This is a genomic window from Propionivibrio sp. (genome assembly GCF_047602565.1).
GTDB lineage: Bacteria > Pseudomonadota > Gammaproteobacteria > Burkholderiales > Rhodocyclaceae > Propionivibrio.
Genome location: NZ_JASGGX010000001.1, coordinates 874,164 through 894,037, shown reverse-complemented (window position 1 = coordinate 894,037; position 19,874 = coordinate 874,164). Strand labels below are relative to the sequence as shown.

At 66.1% G+C, this 19,874-nt stretch carries 11 protein-coding genes and 2 riboswitches; of the genes, 4 read left to right on the top strand and 7 right to left on the bottom strand.

Going from position 1 to position 19,874, the window contains the following annotated elements; translation table 11 throughout:
- Window positions 1-841: 841 nt before the first annotated feature.
- From QM701_RS04010 to QM701_RS03980, 7 genes are all read right to left on the bottom strand, one after another.
- Window positions 842-1,408 (bottom strand): hypothetical protein, encoded by a 567-nt coding sequence (locus tag QM701_RS04010; protein ID WP_415165804.1) that lies wholly within the window; start codon window positions 1,406-1,408, stop codon window positions 842-844.
- The gene (locus QM701_RS04005) at window positions 1,408-6,357 is read right to left on the bottom strand and encodes an RHS repeat-associated core domain-containing protein (protein WP_415165803.1); all 4,950 of its coding nucleotides are present in this window, start codon (window positions 6,355-6,357) and stop codon (window positions 1,408-1,410) included. Before QM701_RS04005 ends, QM701_RS04010 begins: the two co-directional genes overlap by 1 nt.
- A gap of 69 nt (window positions 6,358-6,426) precedes the next feature.
- On the bottom strand, window positions 6,427-7,056 hold the full coding sequence (locus QM701_RS04000) for a hypothetical protein (RefSeq protein ID WP_415165802.1): 630 nt from the start codon (window positions 7,054-7,056) through the stop codon (window positions 6,427-6,429).
- Between the two features lie 384 nt (window positions 7,057-7,440).
- Complete coding sequence (gene nrdG, locus QM701_RS03995; RefSeq protein ID WP_415165801.1) at window positions 7,441-7,893, bottom strand: anaerobic ribonucleoside-triphosphate reductase activating protein; 453 nt, start codon at window positions 7,891-7,893, stop codon at window positions 7,441-7,443.
- Window positions 7,890-10,073, bottom strand: a complete 2,184-nt coding sequence (gene nrdD / locus QM701_RS03990; protein WP_415165800.1) for an anaerobic ribonucleoside-triphosphate reductase — start codon at window positions 10,071-10,073, stop codon at window positions 7,890-7,892. Before nrdD (QM701_RS03990) ends, nrdG begins: the two co-directional genes overlap by 4 nt.
- Before the next feature lie 374 nt (window positions 10,074-10,447).
- Entirely contained in the window at window positions 10,448-11,530 is a 1,083-nt protein-coding gene (locus QM701_RS03985) for a ribonucleotide-diphosphate reductase subunit beta (RefSeq protein WP_415165799.1), read from the bottom strand.
- Entirely contained in the window at window positions 11,527-14,292 is a 2,766-nt protein-coding gene (locus QM701_RS03980; RefSeq protein ID WP_415165798.1) for a ribonucleoside-diphosphate reductase subunit alpha, read from the bottom strand. The genes QM701_RS03985 and QM701_RS03980 overlap by 4 nt, the downstream gene beginning before the upstream one ends.
- A gap of 155 nt (window positions 14,293-14,447) precedes the next feature.
- A riboswitch (cobalamin riboswitch) is annotated at window positions 14,448-14,651 on the bottom strand.
- Window positions 14,652-14,811: 160 nt separating this feature from the next.
- Window positions 14,812-15,018, top strand: a riboswitch (cobalamin riboswitch).
- 166 nt (window positions 15,019-15,184) lie between these two features.
- Between QM701_RS03980 and QM701_RS03975 the strand changes: the two genes are divergently transcribed.
- From QM701_RS03975 to QM701_RS03960, 4 genes are all read left to right on the top strand, one after another.
- Complete coding sequence (locus tag QM701_RS03975) at window positions 15,185-17,248, top strand: ribonucleoside triphosphate reductase (RefSeq protein ID WP_415165797.1); 2,064 nt, start codon at window positions 15,185-15,187, stop codon at window positions 17,246-17,248.
- A 39-nt stretch (window positions 17,249-17,287) separates the two neighbouring features.
- A complete protein-coding gene (gene nrdD / locus QM701_RS03970) occupies window positions 17,288-17,473 on the top strand; it encodes an anaerobic ribonucleoside-triphosphate reductase (protein WP_415165796.1) in 186 nt (61 codons plus the stop codon).
- Window positions 17,474-17,477: 4 nt separating this feature from the next.
- A complete protein-coding gene (locus QM701_RS03965) occupies window positions 17,478-18,152 on the top strand; it encodes an anaerobic ribonucleoside-triphosphate reductase activating protein (protein WP_415165795.1) in 675 nt (224 codons plus the stop codon).
- A 70-nt stretch (window positions 18,153-18,222) separates the two neighbouring features.
- Window positions 18,223-19,869 (top strand): putative transporter, encoded by a 1,647-nt coding sequence (locus QM701_RS03960; RefSeq protein WP_415165794.1) that lies wholly within the window; start codon window positions 18,223-18,225, stop codon window positions 19,867-19,869.
- Window positions 19,870-19,874: the final 5 nt, after the last annotated feature.

The following is a 19,874-nucleotide window of genomic DNA, read 5'->3' as shown; positions in this document are numbered from 1 at the left end:
CAGCAACTGCACGGCCGGGGTCGAGTGCCGCAGGGAGATGGACGGTGCCGGTCTGGCGATTGTTCAAAGAAAAGGGCCTGAGTAAATTGGAAAATCTAAACTACTCTGGCCTTTCTTTTGCTTTTTCCTTAACTGTTATTTCTCGGGCTTAGATGAATGACGTAGTTCTCTTCTCTTCGAACAGTCACTGTCCAGCCTAGTAACAACGCTCGATTGCATACGGCCATGAGGGGCGGTGTGCGCATGCCGGCTACCCCCAGTTTCGCCAGCTTCTTCAAATTTTCCCATCTTTCCCTTGGCCGTTGAGATTCATACTGCAAGAAGAGATCAGCTGCCTTCCTGCACTTTGCAATAGATTCGTCATTACAGATCAGAATGAATGCTTGTTTGTGCGAAAAAAATTGAGTGCAAGTGTCTAGAAGGTCGGCATCCTCATAACGTACCTTGAACCCATTATTAGTTTTCATGATTAGCGTTAAAAGGACCGAAGTGAATTGAAAATCTAAATTACTCCGCCCTTTTTTTATCGACATTCACACTTCTTCGGTCCCTGACTTCTCATTCCAGCGGTAATTTCCGGCCGATATACAAAAACCATAACGCCTACGCGATTTAATTTCTCGCATTTCATACTGCACGCCTCCTCTGGAGAAAGCGCGTCTCTAGTTAGGTAAGCAATTATGGAAATTAATGCAATGGGTAAAGCAAACGCGAGAATGGCGACAATAGGTACGGGGATTTTTAAGAGAACCTGCTTCAACCTATGCCACTTCCGTTAAAAGGCCGGAGTGAATTGAAAATCTGAGTTACTCCGGTCCTCGATCTCTTTTGGTTCATTTTGCTACTCTCGATGTTTGCTAGCCTCAAGGCCAATTTCTACCCACTCACGTATATCTTGATCGCCATCTGCTAAAAGTACTTCTATCAATTGATTCAATCGGTCAGATGGCGAAAGTCCAGCTACAGCGAAGGCGACAGCCTCTTGCAGTGATCTGTTCTTGGTATCGAGATAACGCAAAAAACCGACGATGATTTGTTCGTGGAATATTTTTGGTGGGGCAAGATGACCAATCGCATAGGCAATCGCACACCGTACGGAAGGTAGTTTCTCTGACTCAATGCCCTTCATTATCGCAGGTATGGAATCATTCCGAAATGGACGATCAGGTGAGCCGAGTTGTCCGAGAATCAAATAACCTGCAGCCCGAGCTACAGCCTTTTTCTCATTTACTAATGACAGCGCGATTTCCAAAACTTCACGGCTGGGCCTGACGTGAAACTCTCGAATTATCAAATCACGAACCTGTGTGTTCTTTGAGCGAATAAAACATAGTAACTCGGCATTCGTGAGTTCCCTTACTCGCTGCCAAGCAAGGATGTGCAAATCGAATTCTGCTTTAGTTGTCATTAAAAATTATCTCCACCACTCCATCTTGATCCTCTGCAACCCCATGCCTTGGCAGTGGCTTTAACAGCGTCAGCAGGAAAATATTGTGCATTGTTTTTTAGCCACTTGCAGCGATCGTCAGGATCTTTACAGCTCATTAGCATATTGCTTGCATAGTTGCTGTATGCATTTTGTATTGCAGTATCTACATGGTTCCCTGGCGCGGCCTCTATGGGAGTCGGAAAGGTCATCGGCCCACCATTATTCCCTGTGTTACCCGGGAATGTTCCGGGAGGGAACAAACCGCCAAATGATCCGTTGTTTTCTGAGCCACCGCTAGTGCCACTACCGCTAAGCCCTCCAAATCCGCCCAGCCCGCCGAACCCGCCGGTTGCTCCTCCGCTATTACCAACAAGACCTCCTGCCCCAAAGGGATTCAGGCCCAGAGGATCGTTGAAGCTAACCGGATTTCCCTCCACATACGCATAGAGGTTCAATCCCCCGTTTTCGCCGCTGGGGTCTCTGGAGAGCCAACGACCGGTGAGGGGATCATAAACCCGGAAGTGGGTGAAATAGAGGCCGGTTTCGGGATGGGCGAGCATGCCGGCGTAGCGGTGGTCGGGGAGGGTGCCGGAGGCGGCCGCGGTGTCGCCGTAGGGGGTGTAGTCGAGCGTGCCGAGACGGCGGCCCTGCGAGGTCACCACGTCGGCGACGCTGCCCAGGTGGTCCTTCACGTAATACAGCGCCGTGCTGCCCTGCAGTTCGCCCTCGTCGAAGTGGCGGCCGACGGGCACGTCCCGCCCGTCGCGGCGCTGGCAGACCCGGTCGCCGCACCACAGGTAGCGGGTCTCGACCGGCGCCGCGCCGGCGTGGGCGTATTCCCTGCGCACCGTCAGCCGCGACAGCCCGTCGTAGGCGAATTCGCTGATTCGCCCCGAAGCCGTGTCGGCCACCCGGACCAGCCGCTGGGCCGCATCCCAGGCATACGTCCGCCGGCCGTCGTCGCGCAGGCGGCCCGCCGCGTCGTAGTGCCAGAGCGCGCCCTGGGCCGTCACGTACTGGTTGTTCGCATTGACCGTCCCGCTCCAGCCCGCGTCCGGGGCCTCGACCCGGGTCAGGTTGTCGGCCGCGTCCAGCGTGTAGGCGGTGGTGCGCCGGCTGCTCGGGACGTTCGGTTGGTTCGGCGGGTTCGGCGGGGTGCGGCCGTGCTCGCCGAGCAGCGTGGCGAGCGGCGCGCCGGCCTCGGCCAGGCCGGGAATCCAGGTCTTCCAGTCCAGGAACCAGGGCAGGCGCTCCTCCCGCACCAGCCGGTCGGCCGCATCGTAGGCGTAGCGCACCGCACGGCCCGGCAGCGTGCCGTGCGCCGCGATCAGCTGCTCCGGCCGGTTCTCGTACACGTGCACCGCCGCGTTCGTGCCCGGCAGGCTGGCCAGCGACCACGGCAGGATGACCTTCAGGCGCCGGTCGCCGGCATTGCCCTCGTACATGCGCTCGATCACGAAGCCGCCGGCCAGTTGCTGGCGCTGGACCTGCGGCGTCTGGCCCAGGTAGGCGTAGCTGAACCGGCCCAGCGGCGTCGCGTGCGCCGTGAGGCGGCCGAGCGCGTCGTAGGCGAAGGTCTCGGCCGCCTCGCCGACCGTCCGTTGCGTGGGGCGGCCCAGGGCGTCGTAAACGTAGGCGACGACGTCGTTGTCGTAGGGCCCGTCGATCGCCTGCACCTGCCCGGCGCCCGGCGTGCCGGCGGGCACGTAGGCGTAGCGCGTGGTGCCCAGCCCGTCGGTCAGGGCGGCGAGGCGCGGGTAGGCGTCGTCGTCCTGGACCTGCACGGCCGGGGTCGGCTGCTGCGGGTTGAGGTACTCGATGCCGGTCAGGCGGTCGTCCAGCCCGTAGCGGCGGCGTTCGGTCTGGCCCAGGGCGTCGGTGCGCTCGGCCAGCCGGCCGGCGCTGTCGTAGGCCCGGGTGTCGCGTGCGCCGTCCGGATAGACCTTGGCGGTGACGCGCCCCTGCAGGTCCCGCTCCCAGCGGGTGACGTTGCCCTGCGCGTCGGTCAGACTGGCGAGCCGGCCGTTCTCCTGGTAGCCGTACTGGACCGTGCGCTCCAGCGGATCGGTCACCGCGGTCAGCCGGCGCGTGGCATCGTGGGTGTAGCGGGTGGTCCTGCCGTGGCGGTCGCGGGTGGCGGCCAGGTCGAACCTGTCCCAGGTGTGCTCACGGGTGGTGCCGTCCGGGTAGGTGGTCCTGATCCGGCGGTTCAGGGCGTCGTAGGCGTAGGCCAGCGCGTAGCCTTCCGAATCCGTCTCCGCGGCCAGCCGGCCGTGGTCGTCGTAGGCGTAGCGGCGCTGCGTCCGGCCCTGGGCGTCGAGGACCGCCTGCAGGCGGCCGTCGGCGTCGTAGCGGTAGGTCGTGGTCTCGCCCAGCGGATTGGTCTGCGTCAGCGTCTGGCCGGCGGCGTTGTAGGTGAAGCGGGTGACCTGCCCGGCGGCGTCCGTGAACGTCAGGGGACGGTGCTGCGCGTTCCAGGTCATTTCCAGCAGCACGTCCTCGCCGGCGGCCGTGGCGCGCGTGGCCTTCACCAGGTCGATGCCGTTGTCGGCATACGTGTAGGTGGTGCGCCGGCCCTTGGGATCGACGCGGGTGAGCAGCTGGCCCTGCGCGTTGTAGGTCATCCGGGTCAACTGCGTGCGGCCGTCGGGTAGCACCCGGGCGATCGCCGAGGGGCGGTCGCAGGTGCCGTTGGCGCCGGCCCAGCCCTGGCCGGGATAGTTGAACCAGACGCGGGATTCGAGCGGCTGCTTGATCGATTCGAGCACGCCGACCGCGGCGTTGCCGTCGGTGCGGTCGTGGTACCAGTGCTTGATCCGCGCCTGGGTGTAGTCGCCCCGGGCGCGGGCATGGGCGGTCTTGTCCCAGTAGAAGGTGTTGCGGCCGTTGATGTAGGCGTTGAAGGCGTCGATGCCGGCCGGCACCTGCGTTTCGCTGAACGGGATGCCGGCGGCGCCGTTGAGGAATTCGACGCGCTCGGTGGCCCCGTGGGGATCGGTGAGTTCCAGCCAGCGCCGCACGCCGTTCTCGCCGTAGGCGAACCGGCTAGTGCCGTAGGGCGTGGTCAGGCTGTCGATGAAGTGGCCGCCGCCGGCGTAGGTGACGCTGGAGGTGAAGCCCAGGACGTCGGTGATCGAAACCAGGCGCCCGAGGGAGTCGTAGGCGATCGTCGCCTGCCGGCCGAAGGGATCGGTGATGCCGGTCACCCGCAAGGGGTCGGCGTGCGTGTACTGGAAGGTGGTGCTGCGCCCGTCCGCGTCGCGCAGGGCGGTCAGGCGCAACCGGGCGTCGTAGGTGAAGCTGAGGGCGTTGCCGGCGGGGTCAACGATCCGGCTCAGGAAGACGCGCCGGGGATAGGCCGCCTGGCGGTCGCTGTGGGCGTAGATTTCCGTGCTGCCGTCGCCCAGGCGCCGTGCGTAGGCGACCGGCTCGGCCGCGGTCCGCACCAGCACCGCCATGTCCCGGGCGGTGGGGGCGAACTGCCCGGTGGCGGCGTCGTAGCCGGCGTAGAGCGTGGTGCCGCCGCCGGCGTTGTAGCGTTGCACGCCGCTGCCCGCGCTGCGCGGGTCGTCCACGATGTAGGACAGGCTGGCGAGGGTCCATTTCGGGCCGACGTTGAAATAGGTGAAGGCGGCCGGCTGGTAGGCTTCGCGCTGGCTGTAGGTGAGCGTGAGCGGGACGGCGGGGCCTTTGCCCGGGGTGTAGGCGAGCGGGGTGTCGGACAGCGCGAGGCTGACCGCCAGCGACTGGACGCGGGCCGTGAGCATGGCCGCCGGCGGGATGAAGCCGAACGGGCCGCCATCGCCGCCCCCGGCGCCGTCGCCGTCCCCGCCGTCGCAGGCGCAGGCCGTGCTCGCGTCGCACGGCGGCGTCTCGGTGGGAATGATGGTGCCGGTGTTGCCGGCGCCCCGGATGCGGCCGGCTTCGTCGGCGGCGAGCACGCGCCAGCCGGCGGCCGCCACCTGCGGCGCCGGCGCGAGGTAGTAGCCGCTGCCTTCGGCGTCGAGGCTGGCGCGGGGCAGCCAGGTTTCCTGGGGCATGACCGGGTCGCGCACCAGGTAGCGGTCGCCGTCGGCGGCGACGAGGGCCGCGTAGTGGCCGCTCTGCCAGTGGATGATCGCGGGGACGGGGATGGCCTGCCCGTCGCGGCGGTGCACGGGCGTGAGGTCGAGTCCCCGGGCCCGGGCCAGGGCGTGCAGCGCGGCCAGGGTATGGCCGCCCGGCGCGGCCGGCGGGGGAACGGCGGCGCCGGGAGACCGGTCGGGCGACGGCGCGGGCTGCAGCTGGTCCAGGGCCCGCGGGCCGCAGAGGAAGGCCGTTTCCGGCTGGTGACGCATCCGCCACAGGCCTTCGCGCGCGAAGGTGCGGGCTTCGCTGGCGCTGCCGGCCAGCGGCCGGTCGTCGGTGTCCGCCAGCAGGGCGGCGACGGCATCCTGGTGGCCGAGGCGGGTCAGCAGGTGCAGGCGTTCGCCCAGGAGGCGGTCGGCGAAGGCCCGGGCCGGGCGTGCCGTGGCGGATTGACCGGCGTCCCAGGCGGCCTGCCAGTCGCGCAGGGCCTGCGTGTAGCGTCCCGCATGCGCCGCGGCGAGGCCGAGGTTGCCGCGCAGGGCGCTGGTCCACACGCTGTCCGGGTGGCGTTCGAGAAAGGCGTCGAGGACGCCGCGGTCCAGCGGGTCGCCTGCGGCGTCGAAGCGCGCCAGGGCCGCGCGCAGCGCGGTCCGTTCGGCGGGCGAGGACGGGCCGGTCGGGACGAGCGGTTCGGCCAGCAGGCGGGAGGTCAGCGGCGCCGCGTGGGCCGGCGCCGGCTCGGTCGCGCCGGCTGCCGCCCCGACTTGGGGCGGCGCCGACCCGGCGCCCGGCAGCGGCACCAGCATGCCTATCAGAAAACCGGCCAGAACCGCCCGGCGGAACAGGTTACCTATCCGCATGGAACATCCTTCGTCGAAGAGAGTGAATGGTGTTTGGCGCGCCGCCCCGCCGGCCGGCGGGACGCGCGGTCAGTTGTTTGGGGCCTTGGCCGGGGCGGGCTTGGGCAGGAGCGACAGCGGGTCGATCGTGATGCCGCCGGGCAGGGGCTGCTGCGTCCGGGGATCGATCTGCACGCCGTCGGCGTGGCGGAAAACGCCGGTCCGATAGTGCGCCGCGCAGGCGCTGTCCTCGGCGCGGCAGAGCACCATGATGCATCCCGACAGGGTGCTGTAGATCGACGGCGCCGGCCCGCTCGGGTGGGGGAGGCCGGCCAGGCGCGGCGTGTAGCGGACGAGGTCGCCTTCGTGGAAGACCAGCCGGCGGTATTCTTCATGGCTCATGTGCAGCATGAGCGGGGTGCCCTTGTCGTCGGCCGGCAAGACGAGCACCCGGTTGCGGGCGAGGTAGTCCGCCTCGTCGTCCGGCAGGTGCTTCCAGACGCCGGCCTTGCCCCAGCGATAGAGCCGGCGCATCGCGTCGTCCGTCACGACGTGGGACAGGCGCGCCACCACGATGTGCGCGAAGGGCGCCGCCTGCCGCAGGCCGCAATCGCCGACCTTGCAGCCCGGCGGGGAGGCGCCGGCCACGGAGGCGGCGCACAGGCCGGTCAGAAAGACGGCCCAGGCCCGGCCGGACACGCCCCGGAATCCATGCGACATGACTGTCTCCAAGACGATGCGGTATGCATCAGTCCGCGGATGATGCCTGTGGAATCAGTCCAAAGTCAACCTGATTGCATAGAACAAAGGTATTTTTTTATGCTTTATGTCGTGTTCGTGCTGTTGTCTGGATAGTCCATAAGATTTTGACGAAAAATATCGCCATGCCGCCGTTGAGCGTTTACGAAAATGCCCGATTGCGGGAACGCGCAATTGGCAACGAAGCTCGCCTGCCGATAGCTTGGCCCGAAATCCGGAGCTGCCCCGCAGCTGTGATCGGCGGGTCCCCGCCCCATCCTGCCACGGGTCGGGCATCGGGCGCGTCCTGCACGATCTGCCGCTGCCGTGGCGGTTGACCGAGGACGCGCGGCAGGCCTTTTGAACCTAGCGGTGCGATGCCAGGCGTATCAGGCGCTGATTGTCGGAGCCGCGCCAGGGTTGGGTGGTGGGTTGGTCTTGCAGGTAGCGGCCGTCGATCAGCACGTCGACATCGCGCAGCATTTCCAGGTGCCGCACTTCCTCGAACAGGTAGCCCGTCCATAGCCAGATGTCCTTGTCGGGATACTGTTGCTTGAACAGGCGGCAAAGTTCGGCGATGGCCGGACGGTTGGCCGGCAGCAGCGGGTCGCCGCCGGACAGGCTCAAGCCGTCGTGGTCGCGGCATTCCTCCAGCAAGCGTTGGCGGACCTCGTCCGTGAACGGCTTGCCGGAGCGCCGGTTCCAGATGGATTCGTTGTAGCAGCCGGGGCAGGCGTGCGTGCAGCCGGTGACGAACAGGGTGACCCGCAGTCCTTCACCATTGACCACGTCGCACGTGTAGTAGCGGTCGTAGTTCATGCCGCCTGTGCGTCAAGCTCCTCGCCGCGGGGCGCCGTCTCCGGCACGGACGCGGCCAGATGCTTGACGCGGCGCATGACTTCCTTTTGCTTGCCGGCGTTGAAGGGTCTGGCGTTCGGGCTGCCGAGGTAACCGCACACGCGGCGCGTCACCGACAGGCTGGCGCTGTCATGATTGCCGCACTCGGGACAGGTGAAGCCCTCCGCCGTGGCCAGGGCCTCGCCCATGAAGCCGCATTCGCCGCAGGAATCCACCGGCGTGTTGGTGCCGAAATAGGGTACATGGTCCACGGCGTAATCCCAGATGCGCTCCAGCGCCTTGAGGTTGTGGCGCATGTTGGGCAGTTCGACGTAGGTGATGTGTCCCCCCGAGGCGGCGTCGGCGAAGCCCTTTTCGTACTGGATCTTCTCGAAGGGATTGACCTTGCGCGCCACGTCGAGGTGGAATGAATTGGTGTAGTAGCCCTTGTCGGTGACGCCGGGGATTTCGCCGTAGCGCGCCACGTCCAGCTTGCAGAAGCGGTGGCACAGCGATTCGCTGGGGGTGGAGTAGAGGGAAAAGCCCCAGCCGGATTCCGACTTCCAGCGCCGCGTGGCCGCGGCGAGGTAGGCCACCACCCGGCGCAGAAAAGCCTGCAGGGCTTCGTTGTCGAACGGATGCTCACCGCCGGACATCAGCAGCGCCACTTCATGCAGGCCGATGTAGCCCAGCGAGATCGAGGCGCGGCCGTTGCGGAATAGATCGAGGATGTCGTCGTCCGGTTTCAGGCGTACGCCGAAGGCGCCTTCGGTGTAGAGAATCGGCGCGATGTTGGCCTTGACGCCTTCCAGGCGCCGAATGCGCGTCATCAAAGCCTGGTGGGCCATGTCCAGGCGCTCGTCGAGGATCTCGAAGAAGCGCTTCTGGTCCTGTTGCGCCTCGATGGCGATGCGCGGCAGGTTGATGCTGACCACGCCGAGGTTGTTGCGCCCGGCCAGCACTTCCCGGCCGTGCTCGTCCTTCCATGCCGACAGAAAGCTGCGGCAGCCCATCGGCGAGACCGGCGTGGAGGAGCCGGTCAGCTGACGGTTGAGCCTGGCCGAGATGATGTCCGGATACATGCGCTTGGAGGCGCATTCCAGCGCGAGTTGCTTGATGTCGTAGTTCGGGTCTTCCGGCCGGAGATTGATGCCTGCCTCGATGAAAAACACCAGCTTGGGGAAGACCGGCGTGATGCCTTCCTTGCCCATGCCCTTGATGCGCACCTGCAGGATGGCGCGCTGCACGGCGCGCTCCTGCCAGCTGGTGCCCATGCCGAAGGAGAAGGTGACGAAAGGCTGCTGGCCGTTGGAGCTGAACAGCGTGTTGATCTCGTACTCGCAGGCCTGGATGCCGTCGTAGGTTTCCTTCTCGGTACGCTCGCGCGCGTAGCGCAGAGGGTCCGCGATGCCGTACTGGTGCGCGATGTCGAGGTTCTTCTGGTAGCTCTTCTGGACATACGGGGCCAGCGTCTGATCGATGTTCGGGATGGTGGTGCCCCCGTACTGATGGCTGGCCACCTGGGCGATGATCTGCGAGGTGACGGCGCACGCCACGCCAACCGACTTGGGGCTCTCGATGCCGGCGTTGCCCAGGCGGAATCCGTGTCCCAGCATGCCTTCCAGGTCGACCAGGCAGCAATTGGTGAAAGGCAGGAAAGGTGAGTAATCGAGGTCGTGGAAATGCAGGTCGCCCTCGTTGTGAGCCTGCAGCACGTCCTTGGAGAGAAAGTTGCCGGCGAATTGCTTGGAGACGATGCCGGCCATCAGATCGCGCATCACGGGAAAGACGTTGGCGTCCTTGTTGGCGTTTTCGGTCACGGCCTCTTCGTCGGTCTTGTCTACCAGGCCCATGAGCTGGGCATGCAGGGCCGAGCCGCGCACGCGGACGACGTCGCGGTCATGCCTGTATTCGATGTAGTGGCGGGCGACTTCGGGATGCAGGCGCATCAGCGCGTCTTCGACATGCTGCTGAATCGTGGGTATATCGATGGCAGCCCGGCCTTGCCCGCGGCATTGTTTTTCGACTTCGGCGGCCACCGTGAACGCGACTGCGCTGGGGTTGGGGATGTTGGCGGCGGCTGCTGCCTTCTGGCAGGCAACGGCCACCTTCATGATGTCGAACGGGGCCGTAGTACCATCGCGCTTGATGACGTTGAACATTAGCTTCTCCGAGCTGGAAAGTGTCTTCGCGGCATGCCGTCCGAAGGCCGCGTGCCGGCAATGTGACGTGCGGATAACGTAAGGGCGGGGGCAGGTTGGCCGCCCTCCGGAAAAGGCGGACGGCACTCGAAGATGATCCTGTTGCCTGTAACTGGCGTCCGGCCGTCCCGGCGCGATTCGGCCTGCACCAGATTCCCTTTTGATCCTATTGGGAAAGCGTCGATTTTAATGTCCATGCTTCGGCGATGGCAAGCTTTTTATACTATATGTAGTGTTCTATTTGATAATAAACAACTATATATAGTGTTTTTTGGTGGCGCCACGGCTCGCGATTCTACCGTAAATCCGGATCGCCGATAGGATGGAAACCGACATCAATCCCAGTTCAGCGCGCCGCCCGTCTGGTACTCGGTGACCCGCGTCTCGAAGAAATTCTTCTCCTTGCGCAGGTTGGCCTGCTCGTCCAGCCAGGGCAGGACATTCTCCGCGTCGGGGAAGGGCTCGGCGATGCCCACCTGTCGGGCGCGGCGGTTGGCGATGAAGCGGAACTGCCCGACGTGGAGCTCGGCGTTGTAGCCCAGGATCGGGTCGCGCAGGATATAACCCGCGTACGCCGTCTCCGTCGCTTCCGCCTCGTCCCACAGGGCGCGCAGCGCCTGCGGGTCGAGCGTGAGCCGCTCTTCCTTGAGCAGTTCGCGCACGACGCGGATGCCGAAGGCGCAATGCAGCACTTCGTCGCGCATGATGTACTGGAGCTGCTCGGCGGCGCCTTTCATCAAGCCGCGCCGCTGCAAGGCGAAAATCGGCGTGAAGCCGTTGTAGAACCAGCAGCCCTCGAAGATCGCCGCGAAGAACAGGTAGGAGAGCGCGAACTCGTGCAGGTTGTCCCGGTCTTCGAGGTCGAGATCGGAGCGGAGCACGCGGTCCAGGCGCCGATTGGCCAGCTCGATCTTGCCGTGGATTGCCGGGACGACCCGGTAGCGGTTGTAGATTTCCTGCTGGTCGAGCCCCAGGCTTTCGATGCAATGCTGGTAGGTCCACGTGTGCAGGGCTTCCTCGTAGACCTGGCGGGCCTGGTAGATCTGCAATTCGGGCGCGCTCATCTTCTCCATCACCGCCAGGCCGATGTTGCGCATGGCCAGGATGTCGGAGGTGGTCAGGTAGGCCAGCACGTTCGAGAAGACGTGCCGCTCGGCCGGCGTCAGCGTGTGGTGGTAGTCCTGGACGTCCTGCGCCATGCTGATTTCCAGCGGCGTCCAGTGGTTGCGGTTGGCTTTGAGGAAGAACTCCCAGGCCCAGGGATACTTGAACGGCGCCAGTTGGTTGATGTCGGTCTTGCCGTTGACGATGCGCTTGTCCGCGGCGTTGACCGGGGCCAGTGCCCGGTCGGATGGTTGGGCAGGCGCAGCGTCGGGCGCCGGCGGCAGGTCCCAGTCGTCGAAGGGGAGCGCGTTCATTGGCATGCCTCGCAGTCGGGGTTGTCGATGCCGCAGGATTTGGGTTCTTCCTGCGGGACGGCGTCGTCGCGGCCGCCGGCCTTCTCGGCCTGGCTGGCGCCCAGGGTGCGCAGGTAATAGGTGGTCTTCAGCCCGCGCCGCCAGGCCAGCTTGTAGATTTCGTCGAGCTTCCTGCCCGACGGCCGCGCGAGATACAGGTTGAGCGATTGCGCCTGGTCGATCCATTTCTGGCGGCGCGCCGCGGCTTCGATCAGCCACCGCGGGTCGATCTCGAAGGCGGTCGCGTAGCGGGCCTTGAGTTCGTCGGGAATGCGCTCGATGCGCGCCAGCGAGCCGTCGAAATACTTGAGGTCGGCGACCATCACCGCGTCCCAGAGCCCGAGCGCCTTCAGGTCGCGGACGAGCGCCTCGTTGACCACCGTGAACTCGCCGGACAGGTTCGACTTGACGTAGATGTTCTGGTAGCCGGGCTCGATGCTCGCCGAGACGCCGACGATGTTGGCGATGGTCGCCGTCGGCGCGATGGCCACGCAGTTCGAATTGCGCATGCCGTGGGCGGCGATGCGCGCGCGCAGCGCCGTCCAGTCGAGCCGGGAACCGCGGTCGGTTTCGAGGTGGCCGCCGCGCCCGGCCGCCAGCAGGTCGAGCGAATCGAGGGGCAGGATGCCGCGGTCCCACAGGCTGCCGGCGAAGCTCGAATAGCGGCCGCGCTCCCGCGCCAGTTCGGTCGATGCCCAGTAGGCGTGGTAGCACACGGCTTCCATGCTGCGGTCGGCGAAGTCAACCGCAGCTTCCGAGGCGTATGGCAGACCGAGCCGGTACAGGCAGTCGGCGAAGCCCATGATGCCGAGGCCGACCGGGCGGTGGCGCAGGTTGGCGTTGCGCGCCTTCGGGGTGGCGTAGTAATTGATGTCAACGACGTTGTCGAGCATGCGCAGGGCGGTGCGCACGGTGCGCGCCAGTTTCTCCTGGTCGAGTTCGCCGTCCTTCAGGTGCGCCGGCAGATTGACCGAGCCGAGGTTGCACACGGCGGTTTCGGACGGCGAGGTGTTGAGGGTGATCTCGGTGCAGAGGTTCGAGCTATGCACGACGCCGGCATGCTGCTGCGGCGAGCGCAGGTTGCAGGCGTCCTTGAAGGTGATCCACGGATGCCCGGTCTCGAACAGCATGGTCAGCATCTTGCGCCACAGTTGCAGGGCGGCGACCTTCTTGTGCAGCCTGAGCCGGCCGGCGGCGGCCTGCGCCTCGTAGGCGAGGTAGGCGGCCTCGAAGTCGGCGCCGAACTTCTCGTGCAGGTCCGGCACCTCGTCGGGGGAGAACAGCGTCCATTCGCCTTCCTCCATGACCCGTTTCATGAACAGGTCGGGAATCCAGTGGGCGGTGTTCATGTCGTGCGTGCGCCGCCGCTCGTCGCCGGTGTTCTTGCGCAGGTCGAGAAACTCCTCGATGTCCAGGTGCCAGGTTTCGAGATAGGCGCAGACGGCGCCCTTCCTCTTCCCGCCCTGGTTTACCGCGACGGCGGTGTCGTTTACCACCTTGAGGAAGGGAATCACGCCCTGGCTCTTGCCGTTGGTCCCCTTGATGCGGCTGCCCATGGCCCGCACCGGCGTCCAGTCGTTGCCCAGGCCGCCGGCATACTTCTGCAGCAGGGCGTTTTCCTTGATGCACTGGTAGATGCCGTCGAGATCGTCGTCGACCGTGGTCAGGTAGCAGGACGACAGTTGCGCGTGCCGCGTGCCGCTGTTGAACAGCGTCGGCGTCGAGCACATGAAGTCGAAGCCCGAGATCAGGTCGTAGAACTCGATGGCCCGCGCCTCGCGGTCGATTTCGTTGAGCGCCAGCCCCATCGCCACGCGCATGAAGAAAATCTGCGGCAGCTCGATGCGCCGCCCGTCAACGTGCAGGAAATAGCGGTCGTACAGCGTCTGCAGCCCCAGGTAGCCGAACAGCCGGTCGCGTTCGGGCTTCAGGGCGCCCGCCAGCCTGTCCAGATCGTACTCAGCGAGGCGCGGATCGAGCAGTTCGGCGGCGATGCCGCGTTCGACGAAGCGCGGCAGGTAGTCGGCCGTGGCCCGCTCCTGGAGTTCCGCGGCGGCGGGATGGCCGAGCACCTCCTGCCGCAGGGCCGAGAGCAGCAGCCTGGCCGCCGCGTAGTTGTAGCCGGGTTCCGTTTCGATCAGCGTGCGGGCGGCCAGGACCAGGGCCTGCCGCACGTCAGCCATACTGACGCCGTCGTAGAGATTCTTCAGCGCGTGGTCGACGATGGCGCGCGGCGAAACGGCGTCGCCGAGGTCCGCGCAGGCGGATTCGCAGTCGCGCAGCAGAGCCGCGGGGTCGAGCGGGACGCGCCGCCCGTCGGCCAGCACGTGCAGGGCCGGGGCGCCGGCAGCCTCGGCCAGCGCGGCGCGCTCGGCGGCGCGGCGTTCGCGGTACAGCACGTAGGCGCGCGCCACGTCGTGCTCGCCGGCGCGCATCAGCGCCAGCTCCACGTGGTCCTGGATGTCCTCGATGTGCACCGTGCCGCCGTCCGGCAGGCGGCGGGTCAGCGAACGGACGACCGTTTCAGTGAGCCGGGCGACGACCTCGCGCACGCGCGACGAAGCCGCGCTCTGGCTGCCTTCGACGGCGAGAAAGGCCTTGGTCATGGCCAGCGCAATCTTGCCGGGGTCGAACCCGGCCACGGCGCCGTTGCGGCGGATGACTTGCAGGGCGGCCAGCGCGGATTCGCTGGCGTCGGAGGGGGCTGGAACGTCTGGTGGCACGGCGGTTCTCCGGACAGGGGGGCGGAGAACCGGAGGAGCGCGCCGCAGGCGGAACGAGCGCCGGCGCGGGGATTTCCCGGCCGGGACGGCGCCTCGCGAACGGAAACCAGCAGCAGCACGCGCAAACCTTTCGTCAGGGACACCCCGCCCCATCGTTGGTGGAAGGACGTTGCGGCAGGTCTCCTGGCTCTCGGGTCAGCGCATTTCGCCCGCCTTCCCGGACGCATCCAGTGGCGGTGGTCGGCGAAATGCTCTCCGATCACAGTTGCGGGGGCAGCTCCGGTTTTCAAAGCATGCAATGCTCGGCACCGGATTCCCTTTTAATCCCTGGGTAGGGAACCATCAACGGTAGGCAGTCTAAAGGTATTTCGCGCGCCGGGTCAACCCTGTCGCTACTATCCCTAGTAGCGGATGGCTAAATATTTACTAAATATAGTGGGTGTCGCGGCGGCGCCAAAACCGTCGCGGAAATGCGGGCTTGCGGGAAACCGTAATTGACAATGGGCCGTACATGCCGATAGACTCGCGGCCGTTGATGGTTCCCCGCAAGGGGATTGAAAGGGAATCCGGTGCCGGGCGTGAAGTCTTGGCCTGAAATCCGGAGCTGCCCCCGCAACTGTAATCGGCGAGTCCTCGCCCCATCTTGCCACTGGTCGTGCACCGGGAAGGCGGGCGCAGGACGGCGACCCGAGAGCCAGGAGACCTGCCTCAGCATTTTTCCACGTAAAGGGGCGGGGCGTCCCGGACGAAAGGTGCAGCATGTCCATTCGATTCGCATTCAGCGTGTCCGGCGCGAGGCCGGGAAGGCGGCGTTCGCCTTCCGGTTCGGCGCGGGCGCGCGCGCCGTGGCGCCGGTGCGGTCCGCTCCCCATTTCCATTGCGGAGCCGAGCGATGCACAGCCACCCAGCAGGGCAGGTAACAGAGCAGCAGACAAAACCGCGCAAGTCCCTTCTCCCCCGCGGAATCGTCAAGCGTGACGGCCGCCGCGTAGCCTTCGAGGCGCGCCGCATCGCGGTGGCGCTCGCGCGCGCCGGGCAGGCCTCGGGCGAGTTCGACGACGACGAGGCCGACCTGCTCGCGCAGCGCGTGCTCAAGGTGCTGCGCCACCGCTTTGCCAGTTCCGACCCGACGGTCGAACAGGTGCAGGACGTGGTCGAGCAGGTGCTGGTCGAGGCCAACCATCTGCACACCTTCCGCGCCTACGTGGCCTACCGCGACCAGCACCGGCGGCTGCGCGAGGACCGGCGCACGCTGATCGACGTGGCGGCGTCGATCGACGAATACGTCGACCGGGCCGACTGGCGCGTCAAGGCCAACGCCAACCAGGGCTATTCGCTCGGCGGGCTGATCCTCAACGTCTCCGGCAAAGTCATCGCCAACTACTGGCTGTCGCACGTCTACCCGCCGGAAATCGGCCAGGCGCACCGCGACGCCGATTTCCACATCCACGACCTCGACATGCTGTCCGGCTACTGTGCCGGCTGGTCGCTGCGCCAGTTGCTGTACGAGGGCTTCAACGGCGTCGCCGGCAAGCCGGAGGCCGATCCGCCGAAGCATTTCTCCAGCGCGCTCGGCCAGATGGTCAACTTCCTCGGCACGCTGCAGAACGAGTGGGCGGGCGCGCAGGCGTTCAGCTCCTTCGACACCTACCTCGCGCCCTACGTGCGCAACGACGGGCTCGATTACGGCGCGGTGCGCCAGGGCCTGCAGGAGTTCATCTACAACCTCAACGTGCCGTCGCGCTGGGGCACGCAGACGCCGTTCACCAACCTGACCTTCGACTGGGTCTGCCCGGCCGACCTGCGCGAGCAGGTGCCGGTGATCGGCGGCGCCGAGATGCCGTTCGCCTACGGCGACTTGCAGGCCGAGATGGACATGATCAACCGCGCCTTCATCGAGGTGATGACTGCCGGCGACCGGCGCGGCCGCGTGTTCACGTTTCCGATCCCGACCTACAACATCACGCCGGACTTTCCGTGGGAATCGGAGAACGCCGCGCGCCTGTTCGCCATGACCGCCAAGTACGGGCTGCCGTACTTCCAGAACTTCCTCAACTCCGACATGCAGCCGAACCACGTGCGCTCGATGTGCTGCCGCCTGCAGCTCGACCTGCGCGAGCTCCTGAAGCGCGGCAACGGCCTGTTCGGCTCGGCCGAGCAGACCGGCTCGATCGGCGTGGTGACGATCAACTGCGCGCGGCTCGGCCACGTTTTCGCGGGCGACGAGGCCGGGCTGTTCGCGCGGCTCGGCCAGCTGGCCGACATGGCGCGCGACAGCCTGGAGATCAAGCGCAAGGTCGTGCAGCGCCTGATGGACGACGGCCTGTTCCCCTACACCCGGCGCTACCTGGGCACGCTGCGCAACCACTTCTCGACGATCGGCGTGAACGGCGTGAACGAGATGGTGCGCAATTTCACCTGCGGCGTGGCCGACATCAGCCGTCCGCAGGGCCACGCACTGGCGCTGCGCCTGCTCGATTTCCTGCGCGAGCGCATGCGCGACTACCAGGAGGGCACGGGCAACCTGTACAACCTCGAAGCGACGCCGGCCGAGGGCACCACCTACCGTTTCGCGCGCGAGGACGCCAGGCGCTATTCGGACATCCTGCAGGCCGGCACGCTGGACGCGCCGTATTACACCAATTCGACGCAGTTGCCGGTCGGCTTTACCGACGATCCGTTCGAGGCGCTGCAGCGGCAGGACGAGCTGCAGACCCGCTATACCGGCGGCACCGTCCTGCACCTCTACATGCGCGAGCGGATCTCCTCGCCGGACGCCTGCCGCCAGCTCGTGCGCACCGCGCTGTCGCGGTTCAGGCTGCCCTACATCACCGTGACGCCGACCTTCTCGATCTGCCCCAAGCACGGCTACCTCAACGGCGAGCACGAGTTCTGCCCGCTCTGCGACGAGGAGATCGCGGCCCGGCGACGGCAGCCGGCGGCGTCGGCGGGTTGATCGCCGTTCCGTTTTTTCATCCCCCGAAAGGAGATTTTTATGTATGCCATCCGTCCATCGTCCTTCAATCCGTACCATCTGGCCGACCACGAGCGCCAGCGCTGCGAGGTGTGGACGCGCGTCATGGGCTATCACCGCCCTGTCAGCGAGTTCAACCCCGGCAAGCAGTGCGAGCATGGCGAGCGCCAGCACTTCGACGAACCCTGGCCGCTGCCGGCGCGGTGACCGGATGGCCGCGCCGCGCCCGCTCCGCGTCGGAGGACTGATCCCGTTTTCCACCGTCGACTATCCGGGGCGTCTGGCGGCGGTGGTGTTCTGCCAGGGTTGTCCGTGGCGCTGCGCGTATTGCCACAATCCGCATCTCCAGCCGGTCGAGGCATCGGCCGCCGGCCAGCCCTGGCCGGCGGTGCTGGACTGGCTCGCCTCCCGGCGCGGGCTGCTCGACGCCGTGGTGTTCAGCGGCGGTGAGCCGCTGCTGCAGGACGGCCTGGGCGACGCCATGCGGGAGGCGCGCGGGCTGGGCTTCGCCATCGGGCTGCATACCTCGGGCATGCGGCCCGCGCGGTTCGCCGAAATCCTGCCGCTCGCGGACTGGGTCGGCTTCGACGTAAAGGCGCCGTTCGAACGCTATCGGCACGTGACGGGCGCCAACGGCGGCGCGGCGGTACGGCGTGCGCTGGTGCATCTGCTGGCGCGCGGCACGCCGTGCGAGATTCGCTGCACGGCCGACGAATCGCTGCTCTCGCCGGAGGATGCCCGGCGCATGGCGGTGCAACTGGCCGGGCTGGGCGTGCGCCGCCTCGTCCTGCAGACCGTGCGCGGTGCCGACGGCGCGGCGCGGCCGGTCGGCGAGGCATTCATCGCCGCGGCGGTGGCGGAGATCGAACGGATCGAGCTGCGCTGAAGGCGCCGTCCCCGGTCGGTGTCCGCCGCCGGAAAGTCATCAATTTCTGAAAGAGAACTTCGTGGAAACAATGCAAAAACTGTTGTTCGGCACGGGCGTGGCCACCGCCGTCTTCTGGATCAGCGCCACAGCGTTCGCCGGCGTGCTGCTCGGCAAATGCAGCCTGGGCCGGGTCCGCCTCGGGGTGGCCGGGGTGCTGTTCTCGGGGCTGCTGTTCGCCCATTTCGGCGCCCGGCCCGATACGCATCTGCTGCACTTCGCCCGCGAATTCGGGCTGATCCTGTTCGTCTACGCCGTCGGCATCGACGTCGGCCCGCGCTTCCTGACGGCGTTCCGCAGCGACGGCCTGCGGCTCAACCTGCTGGCGGCCGCCGTGGTCATCGCCGGTTTTGCCATCGCCTGGGCGTTCCATGCCTACCTCGGCGTGGATACGCCGGTGATCACCGGCGTGATGAGCGGCGCGGTGACCAACACGCCGGGACTGGGCGCCGCGCAGCAGCTGCTCAGCGAATACGGCGGCGCGGGCGACGCGGAGATCGCCGGCATGGGCTACGCCCTCGCGTACCCGTTCGGCATCGTTGGCATCATCGTGACGATGGTGCTGATCCGCTTCTTCTTCGGCATCCGCATCGACCGGGAAGTGGCCGACTACAACGCCAGCGTGAACGGCGGCCAGCAGAAGCTGGAAAGCGTGACGATCACCGTCGCCAATCCCAACCTGATCGGGCAGCAGATCGGCTACGTCCGGCGCTTCATCGACGAGGAACTGGTCATCTCGCGCATCCGCCGCGGCGAGGACCAGTTGATCCCGCGCGACGAGATCGCGCTGTGCGACGGCGACGTGCTGTACGGCGTGTCTACCGCCGACCACCTCGACAACCTGCGCCTGAAGATCGGCCCGACGGAAATCTCGGGCAAGCGCGAAATTTCGGGCGACCTGGCGATGTTCCACGTGCTGGTGACCTGCCGCCGGACGGCGGGGCGCACCATCGAGCAGATCGGCATCGGCCGGCGCTACGAGGCCAACATCACGCGCATCTTCCGTTCCGGCATGGAAATCCTGCCGACCGCCGGCACCGTGGTCGAACTCGGCGACGTGGTGCGCGTCGTCGGCAAGCGCGAACTGCTCGACGACATCCGCGAGGAACTCGGCAATTCGGTGAAGGAACTCGTGCATCCCAATCCGGCGCCGATCTTCCTCGGCATCTTCCTCGGCGTCATGCTCGGCAGCGTGCCGCTGGCGATTCCCGGGCTGCCGGTGCCGGCCAAGCTCGGCATGGCCGGCGGGCCGCTGCTGGTGGCGCTGTTCCTGGGCTTCAAGGGGCGCATCGGGAGCTACGACTTCTACATCGCGCCCGGCGCCAGCGCCATGCTGCGCGAACTCGGCATCATCCTGTTCCTGTCCTGCGTCGGCCTGTCCTCGGGCGAGCGCTTCGTCGAGACGTTCAATGCCGGCGGGTACGTCTGGATGCTCTACGGCGCGGTCATCACCTTCGTCCCGATCTTCGCCGCGGCGGCGGTCGCCCGGTTCATGCAGATCAACTACCTGAAAATCTGCGGCGTGGCGGCCGGCGCGATGACCGATCCGCCGGCGCTGGAGTTCGCCAACGGCTTCGCGCCCGTGCAGGCGCAGTCCACGGCGTACGCCACGGTCTATCCGCTGACCATGTTCCTGCGCATCCTGTTCGCGCAGGTGCTGGTGCTGACGACGCTCTGATCCGG

What these genes read in the sequence shown, in the direction of transcription:
- QM701_RS04000 (WP_415165802.1), bottom strand. Translation starts at nt 7,056, where the DNA reads ATGTCGCATGGATTCCGGGGCGTGTCCGGCCGGGCCTGGGCCGTCTTT.
- QM701_RS03985 (WP_415165799.1), bottom strand. Translation starts at nt 11,530, where the DNA reads ATGAACGCGCTCCCCTTCGACGACTGGGACCTGCCGCCGGCGCCCGAC.
- QM701_RS03965 (WP_415165795.1), top strand. Translation starts at nt 17,478, where the DNA reads ATGGCCGCGCCGCGCCCGCTCCGCGTCGGAGGACTGATCCCGTTTTCC.
- QM701_RS04005 (WP_415165803.1), bottom strand. Translation starts at nt 6,357, where the DNA reads ATGCGGATAGGTAACCTGTTCCGCCGGGCGGTTCTGGCCGGTTTTCTG.
- nrdD (WP_415165796.1), top strand. Translation starts at nt 17,288, where the DNA reads ATGTATGCCATCCGTCCATCGTCCTTCAATCCGTACCATCTGGCCGAC.
- QM701_RS03975 (WP_415165797.1), top strand. Translation starts at nt 15,185, where the DNA reads ATGCACAGCCACCCAGCAGGGCAGGTAACAGAGCAGCAGACAAAACCG.
- nrdG (WP_415165801.1), bottom strand. Translation starts at nt 7,893, where the DNA reads ATGAACTACGACCGCTACTACACGTGCGACGTGGTCAATGGTGAAGGA.
- QM701_RS04010 (WP_415165804.1), bottom strand. Translation starts at nt 1,408, where the DNA reads ATGACAACTAAAGCAGAATTCGATTTGCACATCCTTGCTTGGCAGCGA.
- QM701_RS03960 (WP_415165794.1), top strand. Translation starts at nt 18,223, where the DNA reads ATGCAAAAACTGTTGTTCGGCACGGGCGTGGCCACCGCCGTCTTCTGG.
- nrdD (WP_415165800.1), bottom strand. Translation starts at nt 10,073, where the DNA reads ATGTTCAACGTCATCAAGCGCGATGGTACTACGGCCCCGTTCGACATC.